The sequence below is a fragment of the Pseudomonas sp. NPDC088890 genome, assembly GCF_044900155.1.
In the GTDB taxonomy this organism is placed as follows: Bacteria; Pseudomonadota; Gammaproteobacteria; order Pseudomonadales; family Pseudomonadaceae; genus Aquipseudomonas; species Aquipseudomonas urmiensis.
This window is the reverse complement of sequence record NZ_JBJDNG010000010.1, coordinates 61,532-86,893: the sequence shown is the minus strand read 5'-3', so window position 1 is coordinate 86,893 and position 25,362 is coordinate 61,532. Positions and strand designations below refer to the sequence as shown.

Genomic DNA, 25,362 nt, shown 5'->3' with positions numbered 1-25,362 from the left:
ACTAGCAGAGCGGGGCAGGGGGAGCAAATTGCCGAGGCCTATCGTTCGTCGCATTTTGTTTCATTTGCCTGTGAATACTCGTATTGCAATTTGAGAGTCTGTCCGATTGTCGCGTTCAGACCCCTCTGCCATAATCCCGCGCGCTCTGCGCCGGGGCTTGCATGGCAGCCGCCGCCCCTCCCTCCACGTCACGTAACGGACTACGTTGTGAGCTTCCTTTCGATCGAATTTGGCTTGTGCTTCACGCTGTTCTTCCTGCTCTATTGGAGCCTGTGCTGGAGCGTGCGTTTGCAGAATGTGCTGCTGCTGAGCGCCAGTTATGCCTTGGTGGCCAGTTTCAGCCTGCACTCGCTGTACATCCTGCTCGGCTACAGCGCACTGGTGTACCTGCTTGGGCAATTGACAGCGCGCTATCCCGGGCGCTGGTTCAACCCGGTCTTGTTACTGGCCCTGGTGTTGGGCTGCTTCTATCTATTCAAGTACCAGGAGTTCTTCGTCGCAGGTGCGCAGAGCGCGCTGGCAGCGCTGGGGCTGACGGTTTCGCTGCCGGTTCTGGAGTTGCTGGTGCCGATCGGGCTGTCGTTCTATGCCTTCCATTCGGTCAGCTACCTGGTATCGATCAATCGCCGTGAGCTTGCGCCTGCACCCGTGCTGGATCTGGCGCTGTACCTGGCGTTCTTCCCCAGTCTGGTGGCGGGCCCGGTCAATCGTGCAGCGCACATGTTGCCGCAGATTCGCCCACAGGCCATGCGCCAGGTACTTGAGCCGCAGCGTGCGCTGGGGCTGATCGCTCTGGCGGTGGTGAAATTATTCTTCTTCAGCGCCTGGTTGGGCAGCGAGTGGGTCGATCCGGTGTTCGACACCCCCGGCAGCGCCAGCCCAGAGCAGGTGCTGCTGAGCGTGTATGGCTACAGCTTCCTGATCTATTTCAACTTCAGCGGCTACACCAACCTGGTCACCGGTATCGCCCTGCTCTTGGGGGTGCGCTTGCCGGACAACTTCAACGCCCCCTACGCGGCGCATAACCTCAAGGAATTCTGGGCGCGTTGGCACATCAGCCTGTCGCGCTTCATCCGCGATTACGTGTACATCCCGCTGGGCGGCAACCGTCAGGGGGTGTGGCGGGGCAACCTGAACATGCTGCTGGCCATGCTGGTGTCCGGCCTGTGGCATGGCGCGAGCCTGAACTTCATCATCTGGGGCGCGCTGCATGGCGTCGGGCTGGCGATCTATAAGCTATTCGACCAGTTGCTGCCTGGCTTTGCCCGATTACCTGGGGCAGGGCTGCTGGCTCGCCTATTGACCTTCCATTACGTCGCCTTCGCCTGGATTTTCTTCCGCAGCCCAACCCTGGACAGCGCCCTGGAAATGCTCGGCGATATTGCCCAGGTCAGTGTCGCTGGGCTGAATTCGTCCAGCGGCCTGCTGATCCTGGCCAGCGTGCTGTTGGTGGCCAGTTATCCACAGTGGCTGAGCTTGCTACGCCAGGGTTTCGCCGCGAGCCAGCGGTTGCCCTGGCAGCTCTATCCGATCCCGCTGGCGTTGTTCGTGTCGCTGGTGATCTTCGCTTCGCAGTCGGGTGTGCCGGGGTTCATTTATGCCAGCTTCTAATGCCACGTCGTTGTCCCAGGTGCAGCTGAGCGCGGCCAAGGCGCTGTACGCCATCGTCGTCACCACGCTGCTGTTGTTCTGGCTGAACCAGGACTCGATCAAGCTCTATTGCCAGCAGAAGTATCACCAGAGCTGTGAGCTGCCGGTCATTGGCCAACTGCCGGCCTGGCGCCTGGGCGCGGGCTTGACCACGGCATTGGGCGAGGCGCGAGACAGCTTCCTCGACAGCCTCGAGCGCCAGACCCAGCTCGCCAAGACGCCAGAGCCGCAAGTGCTGCCGCCGCCAATGCCGGTGGTGACGGTCGATCTGCAGCGCCCCCTGCTGCCGAGCAAGCCGCCAGCGAGGGCCGTGCACACTGCGACGGCATCAGTAGCAGCTGATGCTGTGACGCCGCCAGTCGCCGCCGCGCCGGCGCCCACACGTCCGTTGGCTCCGCCACCGCTGTTACAGCCGGGCACCGTGGCGGCCTTGGCGGCCGGTGACGAGGTGTTCCTGGTCGGCGATTCCCTGATGCAGGGGGTCGCGCCGCATCTGGCCAACAGCCTGCGCAAGCGTTATCAGATCAAGACCGTCAACCTCAGTCGGCAGAGTACCGGCCTGGCCTACCCGGGCTTCTTCAACTGGCCCAAGACCGTCGCTGAGACCCTTGAGCGTGAGCCTAACATTCGCCTGATGGTGGTGTTCCTTGGCCCCAACGATCCGTGGGACATGCCCCAGGGCAAGGGCAAGCCGTTTTTGCGCTTCAAGTCGCCGGAGTGGGAAGTGGCCTATCGCGCCCGCATCGACGCGATTCTCGAGCAGGCGCGGGCGCATCAGGTCCAGGTGATCTGGGTCGGGCCGCCGAATATGAATCAACCGCGGCTGTCGTCCGCCATGGCCTATCTCAGTGGTCTGTATCAGCAACAGGCAACGCTGTTCGGCCAGCACTTCGTTTCGGCCAACCCGATCCTCGGCTATCCGGACGAGCAGTTCTCCTTTACCGTGCAGTCGCCGCAAGGCAAGCGGATCAAAGTCCGTTATGACGACGGCGTGCATTTCACCATCACCGGGCAGAAGATGATTGCGGCGCAGGTACTGTCGCTGATCACTTTCCCGGCCCTCACCGTTACAGGACATTGACCATGCGCCAATGGCATCACCTGCTGGGCCTGGCCCTGCTGATCAGCAGCGTGCCCGGCTGTAGTGCCGGTGTGAGCGTGCCGGCCCAGCCTGCGCCCGCCAAAGTTGCCACAGCGCCCACCGCTCGCCAGGACGGCAATCTCGGCGTATTCGCCGACAAGGTGCGCAACGCCAGGCGTGCGCCAGTCTCGATCGTCCAGCTGGGTGATTCACATACCGCCGCCGACCTGTTCAGTGGCGAGTTGCGGCGTCTGCTGCAGGCACGCTATGGCGATGGGGGGATCGGCCTGGTGCCGGCGACCTCGGTGCCGGGTATCCGCAATGACCGGGTGATCATCAACAGTGAGCGGCGCCAGTGGGAGTTGATTTCGGCGCGTAACCAGCAGAGCAGCCAGTTTCCTCTGGGCGGCTACCTGTCATTGCCGCTCGCAGCCCGGCCCAAGGTGACGCTACAAGCGCGCGACGCCGATGCGCAGCGTTACAAGGTGTCTGCCCTGTACCAGGCCAGCCGTAACAGCACCTTGCTTGCCAATGGCAATCAGCGGCGCATGCTGCCAGCCACCAACGGTCAGTGGCGTTTGAGCCCAGCGTTTACCAATCTTGGTCTGCCGATGCAGCTAGGCCTGGAGGGGGGCGAGGGTGTGCTGCTGGGTGGCTGGTACATCCAGGGGCAGAAGAATGCCGGGGTGACCTATTCCTCGTTGGGCATCAATGGTGCGCGTCTGGAGGTTGTGGATAAGTGGCAGCCCGGTTGGCAAGACAGCCTCAAGCTGTTGCGACCGGATCTGGTGATCCTCGCCTACGGCACCAACGAGGCGTTCGATGACCAGCTCGACCTGGCGCTGTACCAGTCTCAGCTCGATGCGACCCTGAGCAGCTTGCGCAAGCAGTTGCCGCGGGCGGCGATCTTGTTGGTCGGGCCACCGGACTCGATCAAGCAGCGCAAGGCGCGTTCATGTGCAGCCAAGCAGCCACAGCCGTTGGCTGGGGTGGTGCGGGTGCAGCGGCAGATGGCGCAGAAACACAAGGCGTTGTTCTGGGATTGGCAGGCCTACATGGGCGGGCCATGTTCGATTGCCCGGTGGCAGGCCGGGGGGCTAGCGCGAGGGGATCTGGTGCACCTGACTGGCGAGGGTTATCGCAAGAGTGCGGCGGGGTTGTATGAATTCTTGAAAGGGGCGCTTCGGTTGCGCTGAGGCGGCCAACGCCATCGCGGGGCAAGCCCGCTCCCACGCGGCTGAAACTCTGCGTGGGAGCGGGCTTGCCCCGCGATAGGGTTCTACAGCCAGTGGTGTAGGCGATGGATCAGGCGGGCACAGCCTCGCGCTCCATCATCGCCACGCGGTACTGCGCCAGCTCTTCGATGGTCAGCATTGGCATGTTGTACTGGCGGGCATACACCGCCACCTGCTCACCGCGGGCCATGGTGCCGTCGGGGTTCATCAGCTCGCACAGCACGCCGGCCGGACGCAGCCCAGCCAGGCGCGCCAGGTCCACCGTACCTTCGGTGTGACCACGGCGAGTCAGTACGCCACCATTGCGTGCACGCAGCGGGAACACGTGACCAGGGCTGACGATCTGGCGCTGTTCGGCAGTCGAGCGCAGCGCAGCTTCGATAGTGGTGATGCGGTCCTGGGCAGAAACGCCGGTGGTGATGCCTTCGGCCGCTTCGATGGTAACGGTGAAGCCGGTGCCATGGCGGGCCTGGTTGTTCTGCACCATCGGCGCCAGTTGCAGGGCGTCGACAGTGGCTTCATCCAGGCACAGGCAAACGATGCCGCTGCAATCGCGGATCATCATGGCCATGGTCTGCATCGAGATGTTTTCGGCGGCGGCTATGATATCCGCTTCGTCCTCGCGATCGTTGTCGTCGAGCAACAGCACCGGTCGGCCAGCCTGGAAAGCAGCAATGGCAGCCGCGACATTGGGGAATTGCTTTTGCAGCATGGGGGACATGAAACGCTCCTCGTGAATAATCGATGAACGTCTCGGGGCGAACAAAACGCGCGCGCAGCAGCACCTTTTGGCTGCTACCAAACGCCTTCTTTCATCCGGACTATGACCGTCGGCCCTGGAATCTCACCAGATCTGCTGTCCCCCGACAGGGCCGGGGCGCTCGCGGGCTCATCTTTCGATTTACCGCCGGTGGGGACTTTCACCCCGCCCTGAAGACCGGCCAAGCATACAGCACTGTGCCACCTGGTTGGCAAGCCGCCGGCCTACGACCTTCGGCGGTATCATGGGTGAAAGCTTTTTGTGGAAACGACACCATGGACATTCTCCAAGTCGCCGGCGGCAAACCGATCAAACTGTGGACCGACGGCGTACCGGTAGAGGACGAAGCCCGCCAGCAGTTGCTCAACACCGCGCGTATGCCGTTCATCTTCAAGCACCTGGCGGTGATGCCGGACGTGCACCTGGGCAAGGGTTCGACCATCGGCAGTGTGATCCCCACAGTGGGGGCGATCATCCCTGCGGCAGTGGGCGTGGATATCGGTTGCGGCATGATCGCCGCGCGTACTTCGCTGCATGCGCGCGACCTGCCGGACAACCTGCATGGTCTGCGCAGCGCCATCGAACAGGCCGTACCTCACGGCAAGACTTTCGGCCGGCGTGATCAGGGCGCCTGGGACACTGTGCCCAACCAGGCCGAGCGCATGTGGAGTGGCCTGGCCGCGCGTTTCAAGGCCATCACCGACAAGTACCCACGGCTGGAGAAAACCAACAACCGCCATCACCTGGGCACGCTCGGCGGTGGTAATCATTTCATCGAAGTCTGCCTGGATGAAGCCGACCGGGTCTGGTTCATGCTGCACAGCGGCTCTCGCGGGGTCGGCAATGCGATCGGCAACCTGTTCATCGAGCTGGCCCAGGCCGACATGCGTCAGCACCTGGCCAACCTGCCCGACAAGGACCTGGCCTATTTCGAAGAAGGCAGCCGGCACTTTACCGATTATGTCGAGGCGGTGCAGTGGGCTCAGGATTTTGCCCGACACAACCGCGAGCTGATGATGCTGGCGGTGGTTGGCGCCACGCGCAAGATATTGGGCAAGCGCTTCGAGGCCAGCTTGGAGGCGGTCAACTGTCACCACAACTACGTGCAACGCGAACAGCATTTTGGTCGCGAAGTGCTGGTAACCCGCAAGGGCGCGGTGTCGGCGCGCCAGGGCGAGCTGGGCATCATTCCAGGCTCGATGGGTGCCAAGAGCTTTATCGTGCGTGGGCTGGGTAATGAGCAGTCGTTCTGCTCGTGCAGCCACGGTGCCGGACGAGTGATGAGTCGAACCAAGGCCAAGAGCCGCTTCACTGTCGAGGATCAGCGCCGCGCCACGGCTCATGTCGAGTGCCGCAAGGACAAGCAGGTGATCGATGAGATTCCCATGGCCTACAAGGACATCGATGCTGTCATGCTGGCCCAGCGCGAGTTGGTAGAAATCGTCCACACCTTGCGTCAGGTCGTCTGTGTGAAGGGTTAAATCAACGCTCAGTCGAGAACGTGCGGCGTCATAACTATCTACCGTTTTCGTTTTTAACAGTCTTCTAACGTGTAGGTCCGCTCAATCCAGGGCGGTGCCTATAAAGAGATTGCTGTTATGACCACCCTCTACCCGTTTACTGACGCCGATGTAGATAACGCATTGGCAATACTGCGCGATGAAAAGAAACTGTTTGAGAATAAATCCAGCTCAATTAATGGCGCGCCGAGCCCGAAAATTCTCATCCTCGCCGGCGCGCAGGGTTCTGGTAAAACCTATCTGCTGGAAAATGAGTTACTGCCTACTCGTCACTACGATGCCTACGTACGCTTGTACTTGCCCGCCTTCCGTACCCTGCACCCCTTATATGAAGAGATGAAGTCGGAGAGTGTGCTTGATATCTATCAGCATACTGAGGAGTTTATCTGGAAGCTGGGTAACAAAATCTTCGAATACGCCCAGCAGCATAAACTAAATATCATCATGGAAACCGCCATGGATAACCCTGGTTTCGCTAGGGTTCCGGATGCTCTAATGGCGCTAGGGTACCAGTTTGAGGTGCATGTTATTGCCTGCCAAAAAGAGTTCAGTCACTGGGCTTCGCTTGATCGGGTGGTAAAAAGTGTAGCCAAGGGTGAACTTGAACGGGTGGTGACCCTGACGCAAATTGAAGAGGCGCAGGTGAATGCGCGGGCAATTCTAGATGCTTTTGAAAATGCCTGTACTAAAAAGCCGGGGTCGAACATTATGATTTATGTGCGTGGTATTGAATCGGAGATGAAGAGCAGGGTGGTCTGCCACAGCATGTGTAATGATGTCGGCGAGCTCGCACCTCAGGAAGATTACTTTGGTAAAGCGTTTTTCCAACACCCGAATTTCAACTTCAATATTAGTCGAAATGCGCAATCGACCTTTCCCTGCTCCTTCATCCAATATTCCCAAGTGGTACACGCAGGGCTGCTGGGCAAGGAGCATCGGCAAACGATGGCGACAGGCTGTTGTAAAACGCTTGGCAATGCACAGGTCGCTGAAATGCCAACTGAGGTGTTTCGCGAGTTGTGCCTGTACGTCCTCAAGTACGTGAATCCTTAAGCTACGTTGATCGTGTAAGGCTTCAGGCACGGTTTGGGTTACTTGGCCATCCTCTCGATCACTCGTCGCAGGGACGCCGGCAACATTGGCCCATGCCCCAACCCGTCGAAGCGTTCGAAGCGCACCTGTAGCCCCTGCACCTCCGCCAGGTCCGCGGCCAGTTCGCGCGCCGGACGCTCGACATCACCCTTGACCGCTACGCGCGGGTTGGATGGCTCGTCACCGCCGCGCATCAGCAGCAGGTTCGGTCGGGCGTCCCCCAGGCGTTGTTGCAAACCCTGCGCCTCATCGACGATGGCGCCGTCATGCCACCACAGCGAGGGGCTGGCGGCAGCGTAGGTGCTGAATTCGCCAGGGCGGGTGAACAGTGCATGCAGTACCGCCAGGCCGCCGTAAGAGTGTCCCCACAGCGTCTGCCGACTGGCGTCGATGGGGGCCACCTCGGCCACCATCGGCCGCATGCGTTGGCTAAGCAGATCGAAGAACTGTTGCACGCCACCGCTGGGCTGTCCGCTCAGCGGATCGAGCTGCTCGCGCTGGCCTGGCAGGGCAGGGGTGTAGTCGTAGGTGCGGGCGCTGCGCTCGATGCGTTGCGCGGTTTGATAGCCCACCGCAACCAGCAGTGGCGCCTGACCCTCGGCGAGCTGATCGAGCAGGGCCGGATCGAGCGCGCCGAGGGCGGCGTTGCCATCGAGCATCCACAGCACCGGATAGCCTGTTGCAGGGGCCGGTCGCTGGGGCGTGCCGATCCATAGCTGGTAGTGGCGCTTGCCGTCGGCCGAATCCAGTGTGAGGGTGGTGAAGCGGTAGGCCAGGTCCTGACGTTGCAGCAGGCTGGTGTCCATTTTCTGCTCCGGCATGGGCCGCGCCAGAGCGCAGGCGCCGGTTAGCAAGAAGGTCAATGCCAGGGCGAAAGTGGTCAGTTTCATCAGGCGATCTCGTTATGGCTTGCAGGCAAAGCCGCCGTATCATCGGTTGGATGCGGCGGCGCGCGGTCAGAAGGAGGCTGTCAGGCTGGTGTACAGCGTGCGCCCCGGTTCGTTGTAGGTGGCCGCTCCGGCACCCTCGATGCCGTTGACGCCCTGGGCGTTGCCGGCGCGATAAAGGCGCTTGTCGAACAGGTTGTCCATGCCGGCGGTCACGCTCAGGTTCTTGCTGATCGCATAGGTGCCGCTGACACCGACCAGGGCATAGGGCGACAACTGATCGTTGCCGCTGCCGGTCACCCGCTCGCCGTGATAGTCGTACTTCTTCGGCGTCTGCTTGCCGTACCAGGCGACGCTCAGCTGCAGCGAAAGGTCGTCGCTGGCCTGCCAGTCGAGCATGGAATTGAGGGTGTAGGCCGGGGTCACCGAGAGGGTTTCGCCGGTGGTCTTGTTCTTCGACTGGAGCATGTAGGTGAAGTTGTTGTTCCAGGTCAGCTGCTCGGCCAGCGGAATGCTCAGGGTGCCTTCCAGGCCCTCGACCAGTGCCTTGGGAATGTTCTCCCATTGGAACAGCGCGGCGTTGGCGTTGGCACCGCTGCCGCCACTGGCGCTGCCGATCGCGCTCAGGCCAGAGTCGATCTTGTTCTTGTAATCGTTACGGAAATAGGTCAGGCCCGCGACCCAGCCATCGCGTTTGTATTCGATGCCCAGCTCCTTGTTGATGCTGGTCTCGGCCTTGAGGTCTTGATTACCCTGCAGGTAGCAGCTGGTGGTCTGGCCGTAGCAGCCCTGGCCGCGGCTGTAGAGCAGGTAGTTAGGGTTGAGCTGGTACAGGTTCGGCGCCTTGTAGGCGCGGGCGATCCCCGCTTTCAAGGTGAGGGTTTCGGTCAGCGCGTGCGATAGGTTCAGCGACGGGCTCCAGTTGTCGCCGACGATGCTGTGGTGGTCGAAGCGCAAAGCGGGAGTGAGCATGGTGCCCGGCATCAGCTCGATGTTGTCTTCGGCGAACAGCGAGAAGATCTGTGCTTGCGAAGTGGTCGAGCGGCCCGCGCTGCTCAGCCCTGCGACCGAGCCGCCCTCGCTGGTGGTCTGGGTGTTGGCACTCGGGTCGTCGAGTTTTTGCTGGCTCCATTCACTGCCCAGGGTCAGGGTCTGGTCGCGCCAGGCGTGCAACGGCAGGTTCACTTCGCCATGGGCGCTGAGGTCGCGCAGGGTTGAGGTGTAGAAGTCGGTGTTGCTGAAGATACCTTCGGTGCCACCGGCCAGGCCCTCGTTGATCCGCGTGTTGCGGGTCTTCTCGTATTGCAGATAGGCCATGGTACTGCCGAAATCCCAGTCGCCACGGTGGGTGATCGAGTAGTTCTCGCGGTACAGGCGGTTGGTCTCCTTGCCGAGCATGCTTTTCACATTGGCGTTGGAGTTGGTGTTCTGCGTGTCGCCACTGTAGATGTTGCCCTGGCGGCTGAAGCCGGCCTCCAGGTCAAGGGTCTGCTCAGGGCTGAGGCGCCAGCTCAGCAGGCCGTTGAGGTCCTTGTTGCGGGTGCCTTCGCGGCCAGCGGGCAAGGTCCCGGCTTGATTGCCGGTGCGCACTGACTCATGGCCTGAGTTGATGTCCCAGTCGTCGGCGTCGGTCTTGGCCACGTTGCCGTAGAGGCGGTAGCTGAGGTTATCGGTGAGCGGGCCGTTGAGGCCGAAGGTCATGCGTTTGGTCGCGCCTTCGTCGCCGTGCTGGGGGAAGTTTTGATAGACCGTGGCGTTACCGTGGGTTTCGGCGCCTGGTTGCTTGGTGATGATGTTGATTACCCCGCCCATTGCCCCGGAGCCATAACGGGCTGCCGCCGGGCCACGAATCACTTCGATGCGCTCGACCTGATCGGCGGGCACCCAGTTGGTGTCGCCGCGCGAGTCACGTTCGCCGCGCCAGCCATAGCGCACCGAACTGCGGCTGCTGACGGGCTTGCCGTCGACCAGAATCAGGGTGTTTTCCGGGCCCATGCCGCGGATGTCGATCTGCCGATTATTGCCACGCTGGCCGCTGGTGGAGTTGCCGGTCAGGTTGACTCCGGGCATGGTGCGGATGATCTGCGACAGGTCGTTGGCCGGTGGACGCTTCTTGATGTCTTCGGCGGTAATTACCGATACCCCGGGCGCTTGCTTGGTTTCTTCAAGTGCGGTGGCGACCACGTTCTGGCTCTCTAGCTCGATCGGCTCAGGTTGGCTGGCAGCCTGCACGGCGCTGCTAAGCAAGCAGCTGGAGAGCAGCAAAAACGGGGCAATAGGCAGTGAGCGGGGCGACATCAGCGATCTCCAGGACATCAAGCGAAAGGCAAGAGATCAGCGATGATAATTACTCGTAATTGAGAGTAAAGCTCATTAACTTTCTAAACACTTCGCTGCCGCCGGCAGGGTGATATGCAGGCACAGGCCGGGATGGCCATTGCTTGCCCACAGGCGACCGCCTTGTAAAGCAATGGCGCGGCGGGCGATGGCCAGGCCCAGGCCAAAGCCAGCGCCACTGTCGGGCAGGCGCTGATAGGATGTGAAGATCCGCTCCAGGTCGGCGTCCGGTACGCCGGGGCCTTGGTCGCGCAGGCGCAGGTGCCAGAAGTCGCCTTCCCGAACGCCATCGAGGCTGACGATGCCACCGGGCGGAGAGTGGCGGATGGCATTGCGCAGTAGGTTTTCAATGGCTTGTGCCAGGCTATCGAGGTGCGCTTGGACCCGGCAGTCGGTGTCCAGGGTACAGGGTAGCCGTAGTCGCGCCCATCCACTTTCGAAGCAGCTGTCTTCGCACAGCGCTTCCCACACCGACAGCACTTGCACCGGCTCGGTCGGCAGCTGTGGCTGCTCGGTGTCCATCCAGGCCAGATCGAGGGTGTCTTCGAGCAGCTTCTGCATGTCGTCCACTTCACGCCCCAGACGCTCGCGCAACTGTTCAGGCGCAAGCTCGCTGTCGTGGGCGATGCGCAGCCGCGCCAGCGGTGTGCGCAATTCGTGAGACAGGGTGCGCAGCAGCAGGCGCTGCTGGTCGAGGCTCTGGCGCAGGCGCCCGGCCATGTGTTCGAACGCCTGGGCCAGCTCGCCGAGCTCGTCGCGTCGTTGTTGCAGGGGTAGGCCGGGGCTGTCCAGATCATCGGCGCGCAGGGCGTCGGCGCGGTCGCGCAGACGATTGAGCGGCACCACCAAGTGGCGATACAGCGCCAGCCCCAGCAACAAGGCGAGCAGGGTGGGCGCTACGCCATGGGTGATCAGGTGAGTCCAGGGCGTCAGGCCGGTGGGCAACAGGCGTTCAGGCAACTGCATCACCAGGCGGCCTTCTTCTGGGTGCTCGGGGAACTCGATGCTGACGTACGGCAGCTCATCTTGCAGGCGTCGGCTCATAGGCCAGTCGAGTTTGCGCATGAAGGTCAGGTGGCTGGCCTCTTCGGTGCTCAACGGTGTAGTGCCGAGGCTTTCCAGGCGTGGGCCGATCACGCCGACCCAGGTGTCCTCGGCGGTTGCCAGCTGCTCGCGAAAGGCCTGCGCCGCGGCGGCGCCGCCAGTGCGCCAAGCTTGTTCGGCCTGCTGGGCATAACGGGCCAGATACAGTTGATCGGCTTCATCGAGGAAATAGCTGCGACGCTCGACCGACAGGCCCCAGGTCCAGATCAGCCAGGTCAGCAGCAGGCAGAAGCCCACCTGCAACAGCGCCAGCTTCCACAGCAGCGGATGCCGACGCATCAGGCGCTGCCGGTGTCGATCAGGATGTAACCCTGACCGCGTACCGCCTGAATTTCCAAGTGTCGCGCACCGATCGCCGCCAACTTGCGGCGCAGGTTGCACACATGCACATCCAGGCCCCGGTCCAGCCGGGTATAGGCTCGGTGCAGCACTGCCTGGTAGAGGAAGGGCTTGCTCAGCGCTTCACCGGGGTGCGCGCGCAGGGTGGCGAACAGGCGATATTCGGAGCCCGTAAGCCCAGCGCTGTTGCCCTGATGGACGACATCGTGAGCGCCTTGATCGAGGGTCAACGCGCTGTCGCTTTGCGCCTCGGTTTGCCTGCGGTCGAGGGCTACGCGGCGCAGCAAGGCATCGACGCGGGCATCGAGCTCGGCCAGGCTGAAGGGCTTGGGCAGGTAGTCGTCGGCGCCGCGGGTAAAACCGCTGATGCGGTCCTGCTCGGCGCCCAGGGCAGACATCAGCATCACCGGCACAGCCTGATGTCGGCGTAATTCATCCAGCAGGCTCAGGCCATCGAGCCCAGGCAGCATGATGTCCAGCAGGACCAGGTCGAAGCCGCCCTGCTGTATTGCGCTCAAGGCCTGGGTGCCGTTCTCACAGGCCATCACGCTGAAGCCGCGGTTAAGGAAATGCCGTTCCAGGTCTTGGCGCAAACGTGGATCGTCTTCAGCGAGAAGGAGCTTGGGGGACACAAGTGGGCCTTTGATGAGAATTCCTTGCAATTACGAATCATCCCATTGCCAGCCTAGGCGCGGCAATGGCTGGTTGATGGCATTTCGTCGCGGCACCTCGGCTGCGGTGCTCAACGGCTGATCAGTAGCGGGTTACCTGCTTGGCGAACATGCAGCCCATGGGTCTGGGCCAACATGGCTACGGCCAGGTGCAGATCGTCGACAGGAAATGTGCCGGAAACCCGCAGCTCGCTGAGGGCAGGGTCGCATTCGAGGCGTTGCTTGCTGTAGCGCATCAGTTCTTGCGCCCACTCGATTAGCGGCATGTCGTCGGCCACCAGCAGGCCGCGACGCCAAGCCAGGGTGGTTTCGCTGCTCGCCTCGACTACCCCGAGTTGTTCGCGGCTGAAGCGTACTTGTTGGCCGGCGCGGATGATGTTCTCGGCCGGCGCCACGCTGGCGCCCTCAGGGCGTACCTGGACGGCGCCTTGATACACTGCGAGCAGGGTTTCATTGGCCAGTTGCCGCACGCTGAAGCGGGTGCCCAGGGCGAGCAGTTGGCCCTGTTCGGTCTGCACCAGCAACGGACGGGGATCGGCAGCGGTCACGATGTACAGCTCGCCTCGGCGCAGTTGCAGCAAGCGTTGTGCCCGATCCAAAAGCACGTCTACGGCGCTATCGCTGTTGAGGGTGATCTGCGTGCCGTCGGCGAGCAGCGCTTGCTGACGCTTGCCCATAGCAGTCTGGTAATCGCTGGCAACGCCGAGGCGCCAGGCCCACCAACTGAGCGGCACAGCACCGATCAGCATGAGCAAACCGCAGACGACGTTGCGTCTGCCGGTGGGGCGAGTCAGGGTCTGTTTGGCCAGGCTCGGCGGTAGGCTGCCCATACGCATGAGCAGGCGCTGGGCGCGCTTCCAGGCCCGTTCGTGCTCGGCGCTGGTCAGCCGCCAGCCATCCAGTTCGAGCTGTTGGGCCGGTAGCAGTGGCGCTTCCTGGATGAGCATCAGCCAGGAGGCCGCCTGGGCGAGAATGTGCGGGGCGATGGCAGGGTCCGGGCTGCTTGGATGGGGGTTATTCATCGGGCATCTGCGTCAGACAGGTCAGGTAGGCCTCGTGGATGTACTTCTTGACCGTCGGCAGGGCGATGTTCAGGGCCACGGCGATGTCCTTTTGCTTCATCCCATCCAGCGTTGCCATCAAAAACGCCTGCTTGACCCGCGGGCGTAGCGAATCGAGCAGCGCATCGATCTCGTGCAACGTCTCAAGGATCACGCTTTGCAGCTCGGGCGAGGGCTGCTCGGGTTCGGGCAGTAACATCAACGCCTCAAGCCAGGCGCGTTCCAGCGACTGGCGACGGCGCCAGCTCACCAGTACGCAGGTAGCAATTCGCGTCAGATAAGCGCGCGGCTGGCGAATCGGTTCGGCCCGCACGTCGTGCCGGCTGGTAAGCACGCGCAGAAAAATATCATGGGCCAGATCGTCGGCCACCCCGCGCCCCCACGAGCGCAAGCGGTACGCGAGCCAGCTACGCAACCAGGCGTGATTCTCGATGTACAGCGTCTCGACGCTGCACTGCTCAGTAGTGTGGGGCGGGGAAAAGGGCGCGTTCATCGTCGGTCGAATCGGTACAAGACTGTCGCAAATGAAAACCATTATCACTAGAATTGCCCAGATCACAAGACCGCAGCGGTAAATCCAGTGGTTGGTGGTGCACGCATATCCTTTTTTCGATCTCGTGCGACAGAGGAGGTAACAGCCCGCAGCCAGTGCTGGGCGCAAACCCTACCAGCGAGATCAGCATGCTCCCCATCCGTTGTTCGTCACCTGCTTCGCGTCCTCGACTCTGCCTGTCACCGCTCACCTTTGCCCTGCGTTGCACGATGATCAGCTGCTGCGGCGCCGGTCTGCTCAACAGCAGTCTTGCCCTGGCCCAAGAGCCCCCTACAACCAACGTCGCAGCGACCCGCCTGGACGATGCCACGCGGCGGGACTACAACATTGCCCAAGGGCCATTGGGCACAGCCCTGGCTAGCTTCGCCAGCCACTCCGGACTGCTGTTGTCTTACGATCCTGAGCTGACTCGCGGGCGCACGGCACCTGCGTTGAAAGGGCGCTATACGGTCAGCGAAGGCGTGCAGCGGTTGCTCGCCAACAGTGGGCTGCAGTTGGCGCCGAGCTCGACCGGGACTTATGTGTTGATGGCACCGGGCAACGCGCCGAATGCGACAGCCGAGTTGTCGCCGACGATGGTCGAAGCCGCCGCGCAGGGTCCACAGGAGGACGCCTATCGCGCGCCACGCTCCTCTGTGCACCTGAACAGCGAGCAGATCGACCGCTTTGGCCGGGTGTCAGTGGGTGACTTGCTCAGCGGCGTGCCTGGCGTGCAGGTCGGCGACAGTCGCAACGGCGGCGCACTGGACGTCAACATCCGCGGTATCCAAGGGCAGAGCCGGGTGGCGGTCACTGTCGATGGTTCGCAGCAGGCGCTGGATGTCTATCGTGGCTATGGCGGCACTCAGCAACGCAGCTACATCGACCCGGACTTGATCAGCAGCGTGACCGTCAACAAGGGGCCGTCGACCAAGTCTGGGGCGATCGGCGGTTCGGTGGAAATGAAGACGATCGGCGTGCAGGACATTCTGGTCGACGGCAACAAGGTGGGCGTACGCCTGAAGGGCGACCTATGGAACAACGGCGTAGCACCCGCTCATCGTAGCGCCAGTTCCAAGGATGAAAGCCTGAGCGTGGCACCCCGCGATGAGCGCGCCAGCCTGTTCGGCTCAGAGGCCGAGTCTGGCAGCGCTGCCTTTGCCTTTAGCACCGAGCGCCTGGACGTGGTCGCGGCCTATGCGCATCGCAATCAGGGCAACTATTTTTCCGGCAAGAAAGGCCAGAACCGCTACCGTATCTATGACCAGAGCGGCAGTGAACAGCCCAGCGTGGCGATGACCTACAACGCCGGTGAGGAAGTGCTCAACTCCTCAGCGAAAACCGACTCATACCTGCTCAAGGCCACCTGGCGGATCGCCGACGGTCACACCCTGGACTTGGGCTATCGCCGTTACGACGGGCGCAGCGCCGAAATCATGCCGTCTGACATCTACCGCTTCGGCACCGCCGGTATCTACCAGTATCCGCTGGGTGAGGTGAAGATCGATACCTACACCGCGCGCTATCACTACCTGCCCGCTGGCAATCCACTGGTCGATTTGACCGGCTCCCTGTGGATGACCGACGCGCAAACCAGCTCGTTGAGTTCGGCCTGGACGGCACCGGTTTCCCAGCTGTTTCGCTCCGACCGCAGCTGGACCCGCCAGGACAACCGGCGCATCGGTGGCGACCTGAACAACATCTCCCGCTTCCAGACAGCCCAGGGTGACTTCACCTTGGACCTGGGCGGCGCGTTCCAGCTTGAAGACCTGCAACCGCAAAAGAGCGTGCTGATCACCCAGCACGACATCGACGCCAACCGCACCCTGCGCGATGCTTCACGGCAAGAGTTCAGCTTCAACGGCAAGCTCGAGTATCAGCCAATCGAGCAACTGACCTTATGGGGCGGCGGGCGCTACAGCCACTACCGCACCAAGGACAACACCGTGCTCGCCAGCGCCCGGCGTGAGGAGCGTGAGGTGCGCTACATTTCGGCAAGCGGTCCCAAGGGGTGGGGCAACATGACGTGGTTCCCGGACCAGAACGGCCAATACACCGACGCCACCGATCCCCGGCTGAACAACGGCATTGTCTTTCGCAACAGTAACGAGCCGTTTAACGGCGTGCGCTTCAACGACTTCGGTGCGACCCGCGTCGAGGTCAATCCAGAGGGCATCAGCAGCGTGGTCACCGGCTATGACCATACCCAGCAGGGCAGCAGCAGTGGTGGCGGGTTCTCGCCGGCATTCGGCATCAATGTCGAGCTGCTGCCCGACACCTTCTTCTATGTCACCTACACCCAGGGCCTGCGCTTGCCGTCGCTGTTCGAAACCAGCCAGGGCACCCAGCAGGTCACCCCAGGCAAGAGCCTCAAGCCTGAGCGCTCGCAGAGCTGGGAGATTGGCGTCAGCGCCCTGCGCGACGACCTGTTGACCGAGCACGACTCGGCTGCGATCAAGCTGGCCTACTTCAATAACACCATCAAGAACTACATCACCCGCTACTACGACCCAAGCCCCGGCCTGTGGGGGCAGATGTCGTTCAGCAATACCGACAGCTTCAGTACCAGCGGCCTTGAGCTGCAATCGAACTACGACGCCGGCCGGGTGTTCGCCGATCTATCGGCCACCTACTACCTCAAGACCGAGACCTGCGACTCGGAGTTTGCCGGCAAGCTGCGCGCCACCGCCGACTCGTACCAGAAGACCCATGACACGCCCAACTGCACCCCAGGCAGCTTCATGGGTTCGTACACCAATACCCAGAACCCACCGAGACTCTCAGCCAGCCTGACCAGCGGCCTGCGCTTTTTCGATGAGGCACTGACCGTTGGTGGCCGGGTGACCTACAGCTCTGGCCCGACCAGTACCCTCGACAAGCCTTGGCAGACTGGCGCAACCACGCCGCAGATCGAGTACCGGTCAGTGGCGTTGTTCGATCTGTTCCTCGCGTACAAGTTGCTGGAGCACACGCAGGTGAATGTGTCGGTGCAGAACCTGACGGACCGCTATTACCTGGATCCGCTGGCACAGAGCTTCATGCCGGCGCCGGGGCGTACAGTGCGTATGGGGGTGGTGACGCGGTTCTGAATATCGGGCATTAAAAAGCCGGCTTGTGGCCGGCTTCTCGGGGACGATCTTGGCTCATTTTTGGTAAGCCGCAACCGCCTTAAACGGTATGGTCTCAAGGACCATGAAAAAGATGGCAGACGGCTGTATGAGGCGTCGCCAGGCCCTCTGGAGCGCGGCCTTGGCCGGTCTGGGGCGAAATGTGCGGGCAAGGATACTAGGGCGCGCTCGTGTTGCCCAGCAAAAAGTGGCACTGGGTGTTTCAGCCTGGTACTGGCTGGCTGAAATATGACCAATGAAACACCCGCCCAAGGATTTCCAGGCCTTGCGCATGGCGTTGGGCGGGGGTGTAGCGCTCGACGGCGTAATTGCGTCGGTCGTGGCTGTGTAAACACAGGGTGTCGTTGTTGCCGAGGCTGAGACTGTGCACTTTCAGTTGGCCGTTGTGCAGTAGGGCATAGGCTTGGCCTTCGACGACTTGAGTCATGCCCCGGTCGATGGCAACGATGGCGTTCAGGGGGATCAGCGGGGCCATGTTGGCGGCGGGCATGTTCACGCAGATAGCCTGTTCCACTGCCACGCCAAGCGCTTCGAGGGCTTGCTGGGGGAGCGGCAGATAGCTGTGTTGGTCGGGTTGCAGACGCCTGTTGCTCACGCTGTGTAGGGCGATGTTTACCATGCGCGTATCGTCGCCCAGCAGCGGGCTGGCTTTTGCCGGGGTGGGCGTTAAGAGGCTTTGGCGCAGGATCGGGCTTGGGTGTTTAGGGCCTTCGCCGCTTAGCAGCCAGCGACGGTGCACGCAGAACAGGTCGGCGGTTTCATCGAGGCGGGCCAGAGGAATACCGCGCTTGAACCAGTGGTTGACGTGCTGGGGCGTGACGCCGCGCTGGGCAGCGAAGTCGGAAGGGGTCAGTTCGCACTCCTGAAGGAGTGACTTTAGGCGGTCACCAGAGGTAGTCATGGGGCCGAGTCTAGCGGGCAAGCGTCTGCGGGAAAATGAACCTGAGGTTTGCGTAGTGTGTAAGAAATGGCGCGTATTGAGAGATGGGGCCTAGGACTGAGTAGGACTTTTCTTGGATATTGCCCTTACCGCCGTTGAGCAGGCACAAAAAAGCCCCGCCGAAGCGGGGCTCTAGATACCCATCGGGCTTAGCCTTTGTAGGCAGCAACCGATTTGGTGATCGCGGCACGGGCGGCGTCAGCGCCTTCCCAGCCTTCGATCTTGACCCACTTGCCCTTCTCGAGATCTTTGTAGTTCGCGAAGAAGTGCTCGATCTGCTGGATCAGCAGCGCTGGCAGGTCGGTGTACTCTTTGACGTCGACGTACAGCTGCGACAGCTTGTCGTGCGGTACGGCGATGACTTTAGCGTCGCCGCCGCCGTCGTCGGTCATGTTCAGGATGCCGACTGGACGGGCGCGGATGACCGCGCCTGGAGCGACCGGGTAAGGGGTCACGACCAGCACGTCGAGCGGATCACCGTCGTCAGCCAGGGTGTTGGGGATGTAGCCGTAGTTGGCTGGGTAGAACATCGGGGTAGCCATGAAACGGTCGACGAACAGCGCGTCGCTGTCTTTGTCGATCTCGTATTTGATCGGCGCGTGGTTAGCCGGGATCTCGATGGCGACGTAGATGTCGTTCGGCAGGTCTTTGCCAGCCGGAATCTTGCTGTAGCTCATTGGGCAGTGCCCCCGTGTCTGATCGGAAAATTGGCGGCGATTATAGGCACATTCTGCTGGGCCACGCCACGCCCTGCCTGATGTGCGGACGTGCCTGGATGCGTGTCAGGAGTGATGATCGCGGTACTGCGGATGTTCGGCCTGCAGTTGGCTCAGGCGGGACAGCGGATCCTGGCGGTAGAACAGCGCCAATTGCTGGTACACCTGTGGATAAGCCTGGTGCAGCAGGTCAGGGGCGCTGAAGAAATATTCGCTGGTGACGGCAAAGAATTCGCCAGGGTTTTCCGCAGCGTAGGGGTCGATGGCGGTCTCGGCGTCGGGGTTGGCATCCAGCTGCCGGTTGAGATCGTCGTAGGCCTGTTGCATGGCCTGGGACCAGTCGCCGACGTGCATGTCGTTGTGCAGTGGCGGCAGGCCGTTGGCGTCGCCGTTGAGCATGTCGAGTTTGTGCGCCAGCTCGTGGATCACCAGGTTGTAGGCCTCCCAGCCACCCCCGCTGAGCACGCCGTCCCAGGCCAGGATCACCGGGCCTTGTTGCCAGGCTTCGCCGCTGTGTTCGCCGTCATACACGTGCTCGACACCGCTGGCGTCGCGGTGGCGCTGGGGGCTCTTGAAGTCGTCGGGGTAGAGGATGATTTCGTGAAAGCCTTGATACCAGTCCAGGTCGCCCAGGTGCAGCAGTGGCAACTGGGCCTGGGCGGCGAGCAGCAGGCGCTGCTGGTCGTCCAGCTCGACGCCGGGCAGGGTGGTCAGGTGCTTGTCATGCAGAAACAACACGCAGGCTTCGCGCAGCCAGCGGTCTTCTTCCTCGCTGATACCGTCGAGCAGTGGCAGCTGTTCCCGAACAGCCTGCCACAACTGGGCATCGATCGGATAACGGGCCAGGGTACGTCGACGCCGCCAGGCGCGTAACGACCACATGGGCCGGTCAGTGCGCCTTGGCGGCGCGGCCGAAGCGGCCACGCAGCAAACCGAGGATCATCGGCACCAGCGACAGGACGATGATGGCGACGACCATCAGCGACAGGTGCTGCTTGATGAACGGCACATTGCCGAAGAAGAAGCCCAGGGTGACCAGGCCACCGACCCACAACAGCGAGCCGGCGACGCTGAAGGCCAGAAAACGCGGGTAATGCATGTGGGCGATGCCGGCAACGAACGGCGCAAACGTGCGCAGGATCGGTAGGAAGCGCGCCAGGGTCACGGTCTTGCCGCCGTGGCGCTCGTAGAATTCGTGGGTGCGCTGCAGGTAATCGCGGCGGAAGATCTTCGAATCGGGCTTGTTGAACAAGCGTTCGCCCGCCGTTCGGCCGATCACGTAATTGGTACTGTCGCCCATGATTGCCGCCGCCATCAGCAGCCCGGAGAGCAATACTGGGTCCATTCCGCCGCCTGCGGCCACGGCGCCAGCGATGAACAGCAGCGAATCGCCAGGCAGGAAGGGCATCACCACCAGGCCGGTCTCGCAGAAGATCACGGCGAACAGAATGGCGTAGATCCAGGGGCCGTAGTTGGTGACCAGCAGATCGAGGTAGGCATCGAGATGCAGGATAAGGTCCAGCGGGTTGAAATCCATGTACAGCACCTGTGTTCTTGACCCGCGACTACGGGCGCGCAAAGACGGAGATCGGCAAGGGCGTAGGCTTGTTTACCTGCGAGTGGGTAAATTTTCACACATGTAGGAGGGGCATTATACGGACAAGGGGAGATTGTGCCCGGGGAGATTGTAGCGGCGGGTTACGATGGTTTTGGCTGGGATGCGGGCTACGTGGGAACGGGGGGCCGCAATCGCGGGGCAAGCCCGCTCCCACGCTTGGCCACAACCCGCATAGCGACCTCGCGTGGGGTAGCTCAATCCTGGTTGATCGGCAAAATGTAGCTGGTGAACTCGGTATCTTGGCGAAAGCCCATGGATTCGTAGGTCTTCTTCGCCACCTCGTTATCACTGCTGGTCGACACCCGCATGCGCACGGCATTCGTTTCTTTGGCCATTTTCTTGGCCTCGCGCATCAGATGGTCGGCCACCAGCATGCGTCGGGCGTCCTCGGCCACGTAGATGTCGTTGAGAATCCATACGCGCTTGAGCGACAGCGACGAAAAGCTCGGATACAGCTGGCAGAAACCCAGCAGTTTACTGTCGTCATCATCCGGCAGCGCCAGGTAGATCACCGACTCTTTGAGCCTGAGGCGCTTCTCGAGGAAGCTGCGCGAACTGTCCGGATAGGGCAGCTGCCCATAGAACTCGCGGTACTTCACGAACAACGGGTTGAGCAGGTCGAGGTGTTCCAGGGTTGCCTTGATGATGCGCATGTGCGGCCCTCAGAGTCCATTTGGGGAAACAGCGGATTGCCAGCAGCTTTCACGGGCATGCTGCCCCAATGCAGGCTAGAAGCGCAATCCACCTTCCGTGACATGATTTTTACTCTTCCCCAAGTAGGAAGTTTCCGCTTTTGCTTGAAGAGTTTTCAGTGTCGAGGCTATGGACCTCGGCTTCGTCCTTAAGATTCACCCCCGACAGCTGGCGCCGGCAGGCTTCGCGCATCAGGTACAACAGGCGGTGAGCGGCCATGCCGTAGCTCAAGCCCTCCAGGCGTACGTTGGAAATGCAGTTGCGATAGGCGTCGGTCAGGCCGACTTTGGGGCCGTAGGTGAAGTACAGGCCAAGGCTGTCTGGCGAGCTCAGGCCAGGGCGTTCGCCGATCAACATCACGGTCATGCGCGCGCCAAGCAGTTCGCCGACTTCATCGGCCACGGCAACCCGGCCTTGCTCGACCAGCACCACCGGGGCACTGCTCCAGCCGTCAGCGGCGGCCTGCTCTTCGAAACGCGCGAGCAACGGCAGGGTATGGCGGTGTACGGCCAGGGCCGACAGACCGTCGGCGACGACGATGGCCAGGTCGACGCCACCCGGATTGGCTTGGACGTACTCGCGCAGTTGCTGGACCGACTCCTGGTTCAGCCGACGGCCCAGATCCGGGCGTTGCAGGTACTGGTCGCGGTCGCTGGCGGCGCTGTGCAGCAGCAGGCTGTCGCGGCCGCGTTCACTCAGTTGGCTGCGCAGGCTGGCGTGATCGAAGGCCAAGTGCACCGCATCACGGGCCTGGGCGTGAGCGAACTGAAAATCCAGCTGGGCGCCGGTGGGCAGGCTGATGCCGCTGCGGCCCAAGGCAATTCGCGCCGGGGTGAGATTGCGCAGGGCCAGCCAGGGGTTGTCGTGAGTGGGCGTGTGTCGTTCCATGGTCACCTCTAGGCCAGCTGCGCCAAGGCTTGGCGGAAAGCGGGCGGCAGGTTGTCGCCAAAGCGAATGCGGCCATCGGCCTGGGTGAAGATGCCGGTGCGCTCAAGCCACGCCTCGAATTCCGGGCCGGGCTTGAGGCCCAGGGTCTGGCGCGCATACAGCGCGTCGTGGAACGAGGTGGTCTGGTAATTGAGCATGATGTCGTCGGAGCCGGGAATGCCCATGATGAAGTTGATCCCGGCCACACCCAGCAGGGTCAGCAGGGTGTCCATGTCGTCCTGGTCGGCTTCGGCGTGGTTGGTGTAGCAGATGTCGCAGCCCATCGGCACGCCCAGCAGCTTGCCGCAGAAGTGATCCTCCAGGCCGGCGCGGATGATCTGCTTGCCGTTGTACAGGTATTCCGGGCCGATGAAGCCGACCACGGTGTTGACCAGAAACGGCTTGAAATGGCGGGCCACGGCATAGGCGCGGGTTTCGCAGGTCTGCTGGTCAACGCCATGGTGAGCGTTGGCCGACAGGGCGCTGCCTTGGCCGGTTTCGAAATACATCAGGTTCTGGCCGAGGGTGCCGCGCTTGAGCGACAGGCCGGCTTCATAGCCTTCCTGCAGGACGTTGAGGTTGATGCCAAAGCCGGCGTTGGCCGCCTCGGTGCCGGCGATGGACTGAAATACCAGGTCCAGCGGCACGCCGCGGTTGATCGCCTCGATCGAGGTGGTGACGTGAGTCAGCACGCAGGCTTGAGTGGGGATCTGATAGCGCTGGATGATCGCATCGAGCATTTCCAGCATGGCGCAGATCGAAGAAATACTGTCGGTGGCCGGGTTGATGCCGATCATGGCGTCACCGTTGCCATACAGCAGCCCGTCGAGGATGCTCGCGGCGATCCCGGCCGGTTCATCGGTCGGATGGTTCGGTTGCAGGCGGGTCGACAGCCGTCCGCGCAGGCCCATGGTGCCGCGGAACTGGGTCACCACGCGGATCTTCTGCGCGACCAGCACCAGATCCTGCACGCGCATGATTTTCGACACTGCCGCAGCCATTTCAGGGGTCAGGCCGGGGGCGAGAGCGCGCAGGCTGTCTTCAGTGGCGCCTTCGCCGAGCAGCCAGTCGCGCAGGCCGCCCACCGTCAGGTGGCTGACTGGGGCAAAGGCTTCGGCGTCGTGGCTGTCGATGATCAGGCGGGTGACTTCGTCTTGCTCATAGGGGATCAGCGCCTCACTCAAAAAATGCGTGAGCGGGATGTTGGCCAGGGCCATCTGCGCGGCGACCCGTTCGCCGTCGTTGCTGGCCGCGACCCCCGCCAGAAAGTCGCCCGAGCGCGCCGGGCTGGCCTTGGCCATGACTTCCTTGAGGCTGTCGAAGCGGTAGACCAGGTTGCCTACCGTGTGTACGAAACTTGCCATACAGACTCTCCAGAGCGCCGCAGGAGCGAGCTGCGGCGCGTATCGGCGATCAGTGCAGGGCCTCTTCGGCCTTTTGGATCGCGGCGAATTCCTCTTCCGGCGTCCCCGCTACCAAGTGGTGGCGGCTGTAGAAAGCAAAGTAGGCAATTAATACCCCATAGATCACTGCCGCGCCAATCACCACGCGTGGATCGACCAGGAACCCGGCAACCACGGCCAGGCACGCCAGGACCAAGGCCACGCCCGAGGTGAAGATGCCGCCCGGGGTGCGGTACGGACGCGCCATCTTGGGGCGACGAATACGCAGGGTGATGTGTGCGGCCATCATCAGCACGTACGACAAGGTTGCGCCGAACACCGCGACCAGGATCAGCAGGTCACCCTGGCCAGTCAGCGACAGGGCGAAGCCGATGATCCCCGGGATGACCAGGGCCAGCACGGGTGCTTTGCTCTTGTTGGTCTCGGACAGCTTGCGTGGCAGGTAGCCGGCGCGAGAAAGCGCAAAGATCTGCCGCGAATAGGCGTAGATGATCGAGAAGAAGCTGGCGATCAGGCCAGCAAGGCCGACCAGGTTGACGAAGCTGCCCATCCAGGTTGAGCCACCGTAAGCCTTCGACAGAGCCTCTACCAGCGGGTTGCCCGAGGCCTTGAGCGCTTCGGAACCCGCGCCGCCAGGGCCGATCACCAGAATCAGCAGGGCAAAGGCGAGCAGCACCAGCATTGCCCCGATCAAGCCGCGCGGCAGGTCGCGTTTAGGGTTCTTGGTTTCTTCGGCAGCCAATGGCACACCTTCGACCGCCAGGAAGAACCAGATCGCATAGGGGATCGCCGCCCACACGCCGATGTAGCCGAATGGCAGGAAGCTGCTGGCGCCTGCCGCGCTGGTTGGGGCGATATCGAACAGGTTGGCTGCATCGAAATGGGGCACCATGCCGATCAGGAACACCACCAGGGCAATTGCCGCCACCGCGGTGATGATGAACATCAGTTTCAGCGCTTCGCCGACACCGAAGATATGGATGCCGATGAAGATGATGTAGAACGCGAGATAAATCATCCAGCCGCCGATGCCGAACAGTGACTGGCAATAGGCGCCGATGAACACCGCGATAGCAGCCGGAGCGATGGCGTATTCGATGAGGATCGCGGTTCCGGTCAAGAAGCCGCCCCAGGGGCCGAAGGCGCTGCGGGCGAAGCCATAGCCGCCGCCTGCGGTGGGGATCATCGACGACAGTTCGGCCAGCGAGAAGCACATGCACAGGTACATGGTAGCCATCAGCAGGGTGGCGAGGAACATGCCGCCCCAGCCGCCTTGGGCCAGGCCGAAGTTCCACCCGGCGTAGTCGCCGGAGATCACGTAGGCGACCCCCAGGCCGACCAGCAGGACCCAGCCGGCGGCGCCTTTTTTCAGTTCACGTTGTTGGAAATAGTCTGAGCCGACTTTTTCGAAGTCGACGGAAGAAGTGGCCGGTGTGCTACCGGAGTGATCGCTTGGCATAGGTTCACCTGTTGTTTTTCTTGGTGGCCGGAAGGCTTCCAGCCGATGGTGATGGGTACTGCAGGAAGCGAGCCAGAGAGGTTCGTTCAGGCGATCCGGTCTGGAATGGTAAACGTCAGTGCCGGCCTCTTCGCGGGCAAGCCCGCTCCCACAGGGACAGCACAGTTTCAAATGCAGTGGCGCCTGTGGGAGCGGGATTGCCCGCGAAG

General features: G+C 62.1%; 21 protein-coding genes and 1 riboswitch. Of the genes, 6 read left to right on the top strand and 15 right to left on the bottom strand.

Annotated elements, in window-relative coordinates:
* Positions 1–207: 207 nt before the first annotated feature.
* Genes ACI2JX_RS20125 through ACI2JX_RS20115 form a run of 3 tightly spaced genes read left to right on the top strand, consistent with a single transcriptional unit; the run spans position 208 to position 3,927 of the window.
* Complete coding sequence (locus ACI2JX_RS20125) at positions 208–1,611, top strand: MBOAT family protein (RefSeq protein ID WP_264236599.1); 1,404 nt, start codon at positions 208–210, stop codon at positions 1,609–1,611.
* Positions 1,598–2,731 carry a DUF459 domain-containing protein gene (locus ACI2JX_RS20120; protein WP_404690854.1) on the top strand — a complete coding sequence of 378 codons (1,134 nt, stop codon included), beginning with the start codon at positions 1,598–1,600 and terminating at the stop codon, positions 2,729–2,731. The genes ACI2JX_RS20125 and ACI2JX_RS20120 overlap by 14 nt, the downstream gene beginning before the upstream one ends.
* 2 nt (positions 2,732–2,733) lie before the next feature.
* Positions 2,734–3,927 carry an SGNH/GDSL hydrolase family protein gene (locus ACI2JX_RS20115; RefSeq protein ID WP_404690853.1) on the top strand — a complete coding sequence of 398 codons (1,194 nt, stop codon included), beginning with the start codon at positions 2,734–2,736 and terminating at the stop codon, positions 3,925–3,927.
* Between the two features lie 109 nt (positions 3,928–4,036).
* Here the strand turns inward: ACI2JX_RS20115 and ribB are convergent, their stop codons facing one another.
* Positions 4,037–4,687 carry a 3,4-dihydroxy-2-butanone-4-phosphate synthase gene (gene ribB, locus ACI2JX_RS20110; RefSeq protein WP_264236603.1) on the bottom strand — a complete coding sequence of 217 codons (651 nt, stop codon included), beginning with the start codon at positions 4,685–4,687 and terminating at the stop codon, positions 4,037–4,039.
* 79 nt (positions 4,688–4,766) lie between these two features.
* Positions 4,767–4,908: riboswitch (FMN riboswitch) on the bottom strand.
* A 93-nt stretch (positions 4,909–5,001) separates the two neighbouring features.
* Here ribB and ACI2JX_RS20105 point away from each other — a divergent pair.
* Both ACI2JX_RS20105 and ACI2JX_RS20100 read left to right on the top strand, forming a co-directional pair.
* The gene (locus ACI2JX_RS20105) at positions 5,002–6,207 is read left to right on the top strand and encodes an RtcB family protein (protein WP_264236604.1); all 1,206 of its coding nucleotides are present in this window, start codon (positions 5,002–5,004) and stop codon (positions 6,205–6,207) included.
* Between the two features lie 117 nt (positions 6,208–6,324).
* Positions 6,325–7,299, top strand: a complete 975-nt coding sequence (locus ACI2JX_RS20100) for a zeta toxin family protein (protein WP_404690852.1) — start codon at positions 6,325–6,327, stop codon at positions 7,297–7,299.
* A gap of 38 nt (positions 7,300–7,337) precedes the next feature.
* Here ACI2JX_RS20100 and ACI2JX_RS20095 read toward each other — a convergent pair whose 3' ends face one another.
* The 6 genes from ACI2JX_RS20095 to ACI2JX_RS20070 all read right to left on the bottom strand — a co-directional run bounded on the left by ACI2JX_RS20095 (position 7,338) and on the right by ACI2JX_RS20070 (position 14,230).
* Entirely contained in the window at positions 7,338–8,228 is an 891-nt protein-coding gene (locus ACI2JX_RS20095) for an alpha/beta hydrolase (RefSeq protein WP_404690851.1), read from the bottom strand.
* A gap of 66 nt (positions 8,229–8,294) precedes the next feature.
* Positions 8,295–10,523 (bottom strand): TonB-dependent siderophore receptor, encoded by a 2,229-nt coding sequence (locus ACI2JX_RS20090; RefSeq protein ID WP_404690850.1) that lies wholly within the window; start codon positions 10,521–10,523, stop codon positions 8,295–8,297.
* Between the two features lie 75 nt (positions 10,524–10,598).
* Positions 10,599–11,945, bottom strand: coding sequence for a histidine kinase sensor domain-containing protein (locus ACI2JX_RS20085; RefSeq protein ID WP_404690849.1), 1,347 nt, complete (start codon positions 11,943–11,945; stop codon positions 10,599–10,601).
* The gene (locus ACI2JX_RS20080) at positions 11,945–12,637 is read right to left on the bottom strand and encodes a response regulator transcription factor (protein WP_319004543.1); all 693 of its coding nucleotides are present in this window, start codon (positions 12,635–12,637) and stop codon (positions 11,945–11,947) included. The genes ACI2JX_RS20085 and ACI2JX_RS20080 overlap by 1 nt, the downstream gene beginning before the upstream one ends.
* Positions 12,638–12,747: 110 nt before the next feature.
* Positions 12,748–13,698, bottom strand: coding sequence for a FecR domain-containing protein (locus tag ACI2JX_RS20075; protein WP_404690848.1), 951 nt, complete (start codon positions 13,696–13,698; stop codon positions 12,748–12,750).
* Complete coding sequence (locus tag ACI2JX_RS20070) at positions 13,691–14,230, bottom strand: sigma-70 family RNA polymerase sigma factor (protein ID WP_368973227.1); 540 nt, start codon at positions 14,228–14,230, stop codon at positions 13,691–13,693. Before ACI2JX_RS20070 ends, ACI2JX_RS20075 begins: the two co-directional genes overlap by 8 nt.
* A 188-nt stretch (positions 14,231–14,418) precedes the next feature.
* Here ACI2JX_RS20070 and ACI2JX_RS20065 point away from each other — a divergent pair, with 188 nt between their 5' ends.
* Positions 14,419–17,358, top strand: coding sequence for a TonB-dependent receptor domain-containing protein (locus ACI2JX_RS20065; protein WP_404690847.1), 2,940 nt, complete (start codon positions 14,419–14,421; stop codon positions 17,356–17,358).
* Positions 17,359–17,599: 241 nt separating this feature from the next.
* Here the strand turns inward: ACI2JX_RS20065 and ACI2JX_RS20060 are convergent, their stop codons facing one another.
* From ACI2JX_RS20060 to eat, 8 genes are all read right to left on the bottom strand, one after another.
* The gene (locus ACI2JX_RS20060) at positions 17,600–18,298 is read right to left on the bottom strand and encodes an XRE family transcriptional regulator (protein WP_404690846.1); all 699 of its coding nucleotides are present in this window, start codon (positions 18,296–18,298) and stop codon (positions 17,600–17,602) included.
* Positions 18,299–18,486: 188 nt separating this feature from the next.
* Complete coding sequence (gene ppa, locus ACI2JX_RS20055; RefSeq protein WP_404690845.1) at positions 18,487–19,014, bottom strand: inorganic diphosphatase; 528 nt, start codon at positions 19,012–19,014, stop codon at positions 18,487–18,489.
* A gap of 105 nt (positions 19,015–19,119) precedes the next feature.
* Positions 19,120–19,935, bottom strand: coding sequence for a zinc-dependent peptidase (locus tag ACI2JX_RS20050; protein ID WP_264236615.1), 816 nt, complete (start codon positions 19,933–19,935; stop codon positions 19,120–19,122).
* Between the two features lie 7 nt (positions 19,936–19,942).
* Complete coding sequence (locus ACI2JX_RS20045; protein WP_186556643.1) at positions 19,943–20,590, bottom strand: DedA family protein; 648 nt, start codon at positions 20,588–20,590, stop codon at positions 19,943–19,945.
* A 275-nt stretch (positions 20,591–20,865) separates the two neighbouring features.
* A complete protein-coding gene (locus ACI2JX_RS20040; protein ID WP_264236618.1) occupies positions 20,866–21,324 on the bottom strand; it encodes a GNAT family N-acetyltransferase in 459 nt (152 codons plus the stop codon).
* Positions 21,325–21,433: 109 nt separating this feature from the next.
* Positions 21,434–22,252 (bottom strand): ethanolamine ammonia-lyase subunit EutC, encoded by an 819-nt coding sequence (eutC, locus tag ACI2JX_RS20035; protein WP_368973225.1) that lies wholly within the window; start codon positions 22,250–22,252, stop codon positions 21,434–21,436.
* 8 nt (positions 22,253–22,260) lie between these two features.
* Complete coding sequence (locus tag ACI2JX_RS20030) at positions 22,261–23,655, bottom strand: ethanolamine ammonia-lyase subunit EutB (protein ID WP_404690844.1); 1,395 nt, start codon at positions 23,653–23,655, stop codon at positions 22,261–22,263.
* A 49-nt stretch (positions 23,656–23,704) separates the two neighbouring features.
* Entirely contained in the window at positions 23,705–25,153 is a 1,449-nt protein-coding gene (gene eat / locus ACI2JX_RS20025; protein WP_404690843.1) for an ethanolamine permease, read from the bottom strand.
* Positions 25,154–25,362: the final 209 nt, after the last annotated feature.

Bases quoted from the DNA above. Each gene is read 5' to 3' on its own strand.
- ACI2JX_RS20120 (WP_404690854.1), top strand. From the start codon at position 1,598: ATGCCAGCTTCTAATGCCACGTCGTTGTCCCAGGTGCAGCTGAGCGCG.
- ACI2JX_RS20115 (WP_404690853.1), top strand. From the start codon at position 2,734: ATGCGCCAATGGCATCACCTGCTGGGCCTGGCCCTGCTGATCAGCAGC.
- ribB (WP_264236603.1), bottom strand. From the start codon at position 4,687: ATGTCCCCCATGCTGCAAAAGCAATTCCCCAATGTCGCGGCTGCCATT.
- ACI2JX_RS20105 (WP_264236604.1), top strand. From the start codon at position 5,002: ATGGACATTCTCCAAGTCGCCGGCGGCAAACCGATCAAACTGTGGACC.
- ACI2JX_RS20100 (WP_404690852.1), top strand. From the start codon at position 6,325: ATGACCACCCTCTACCCGTTTACTGACGCCGATGTAGATAACGCATTG.
- ACI2JX_RS20095 (WP_404690851.1), bottom strand. From the start codon at position 8,228: ATGAAACTGACCACTTTCGCCCTGGCATTGACCTTCTTGCTAACCGGC.
- ACI2JX_RS20090 (WP_404690850.1), bottom strand. From the start codon at position 10,523: ATGTCGCCCCGCTCACTGCCTATTGCCCCGTTTTTGCTGCTCTCCAGC.
- ACI2JX_RS20085 (WP_404690849.1), bottom strand. From the start codon at position 11,945: ATGCGTCGGCATCCGCTGCTGTGGAAGCTGGCGCTGTTGCAGGTGGGC.
- ACI2JX_RS20075 (WP_404690848.1), bottom strand. From the start codon at position 13,698: ATGAATAACCCCCATCCAAGCAGCCCGGACCCTGCCATCGCCCCGCAC.
- ACI2JX_RS20070 (WP_368973227.1), bottom strand. From the start codon at position 14,230: ATGAACGCGCCCTTTTCCCCGCCCCACACTACTGAGCAGTGCAGCGTC.
- ACI2JX_RS20065 (WP_404690847.1), top strand. From the start codon at position 14,419: ATGCTCCCCATCCGTTGTTCGTCACCTGCTTCGCGTCCTCGACTCTGC.
- ACI2JX_RS20060 (WP_404690846.1), bottom strand. From the start codon at position 18,298: ATGACTACCTCTGGTGACCGCCTAAAGTCACTCCTTCAGGAGTGCGAA.
- ppa (WP_404690845.1), bottom strand. From the start codon at position 19,014: ATGAGCTACAGCAAGATTCCGGCTGGCAAAGACCTGCCGAACGACATC.
- ACI2JX_RS20050 (WP_264236615.1), bottom strand. From the start codon at position 19,935: ATGTGGTCGTTACGCGCCTGGCGGCGTCGACGTACCCTGGCCCGTTAT.
- ACI2JX_RS20045 (WP_186556643.1), bottom strand. From the start codon at position 20,590: ATGGATTTCAACCCGCTGGACCTTATCCTGCATCTCGATGCCTACCTC.
- ACI2JX_RS20040 (WP_264236618.1), bottom strand. From the start codon at position 21,324: ATGCGCATCATCAAGGCAACCCTGGAACACCTCGACCTGCTCAACCCG.
- eutC (WP_368973225.1), bottom strand. From the start codon at position 22,252: ATGGAACGACACACGCCCACTCACGACAACCCCTGGCTGGCCCTGCGC.
- ACI2JX_RS20030 (WP_404690844.1), bottom strand. From the start codon at position 23,655: ATGGCAAGTTTCGTACACACGGTAGGCAACCTGGTCTACCGCTTCGAC.
- eat (WP_404690843.1), bottom strand. From the start codon at position 25,153: ATGCCAAGCGATCACTCCGGTAGCACACCGGCCACTTCTTCCGTCGAC.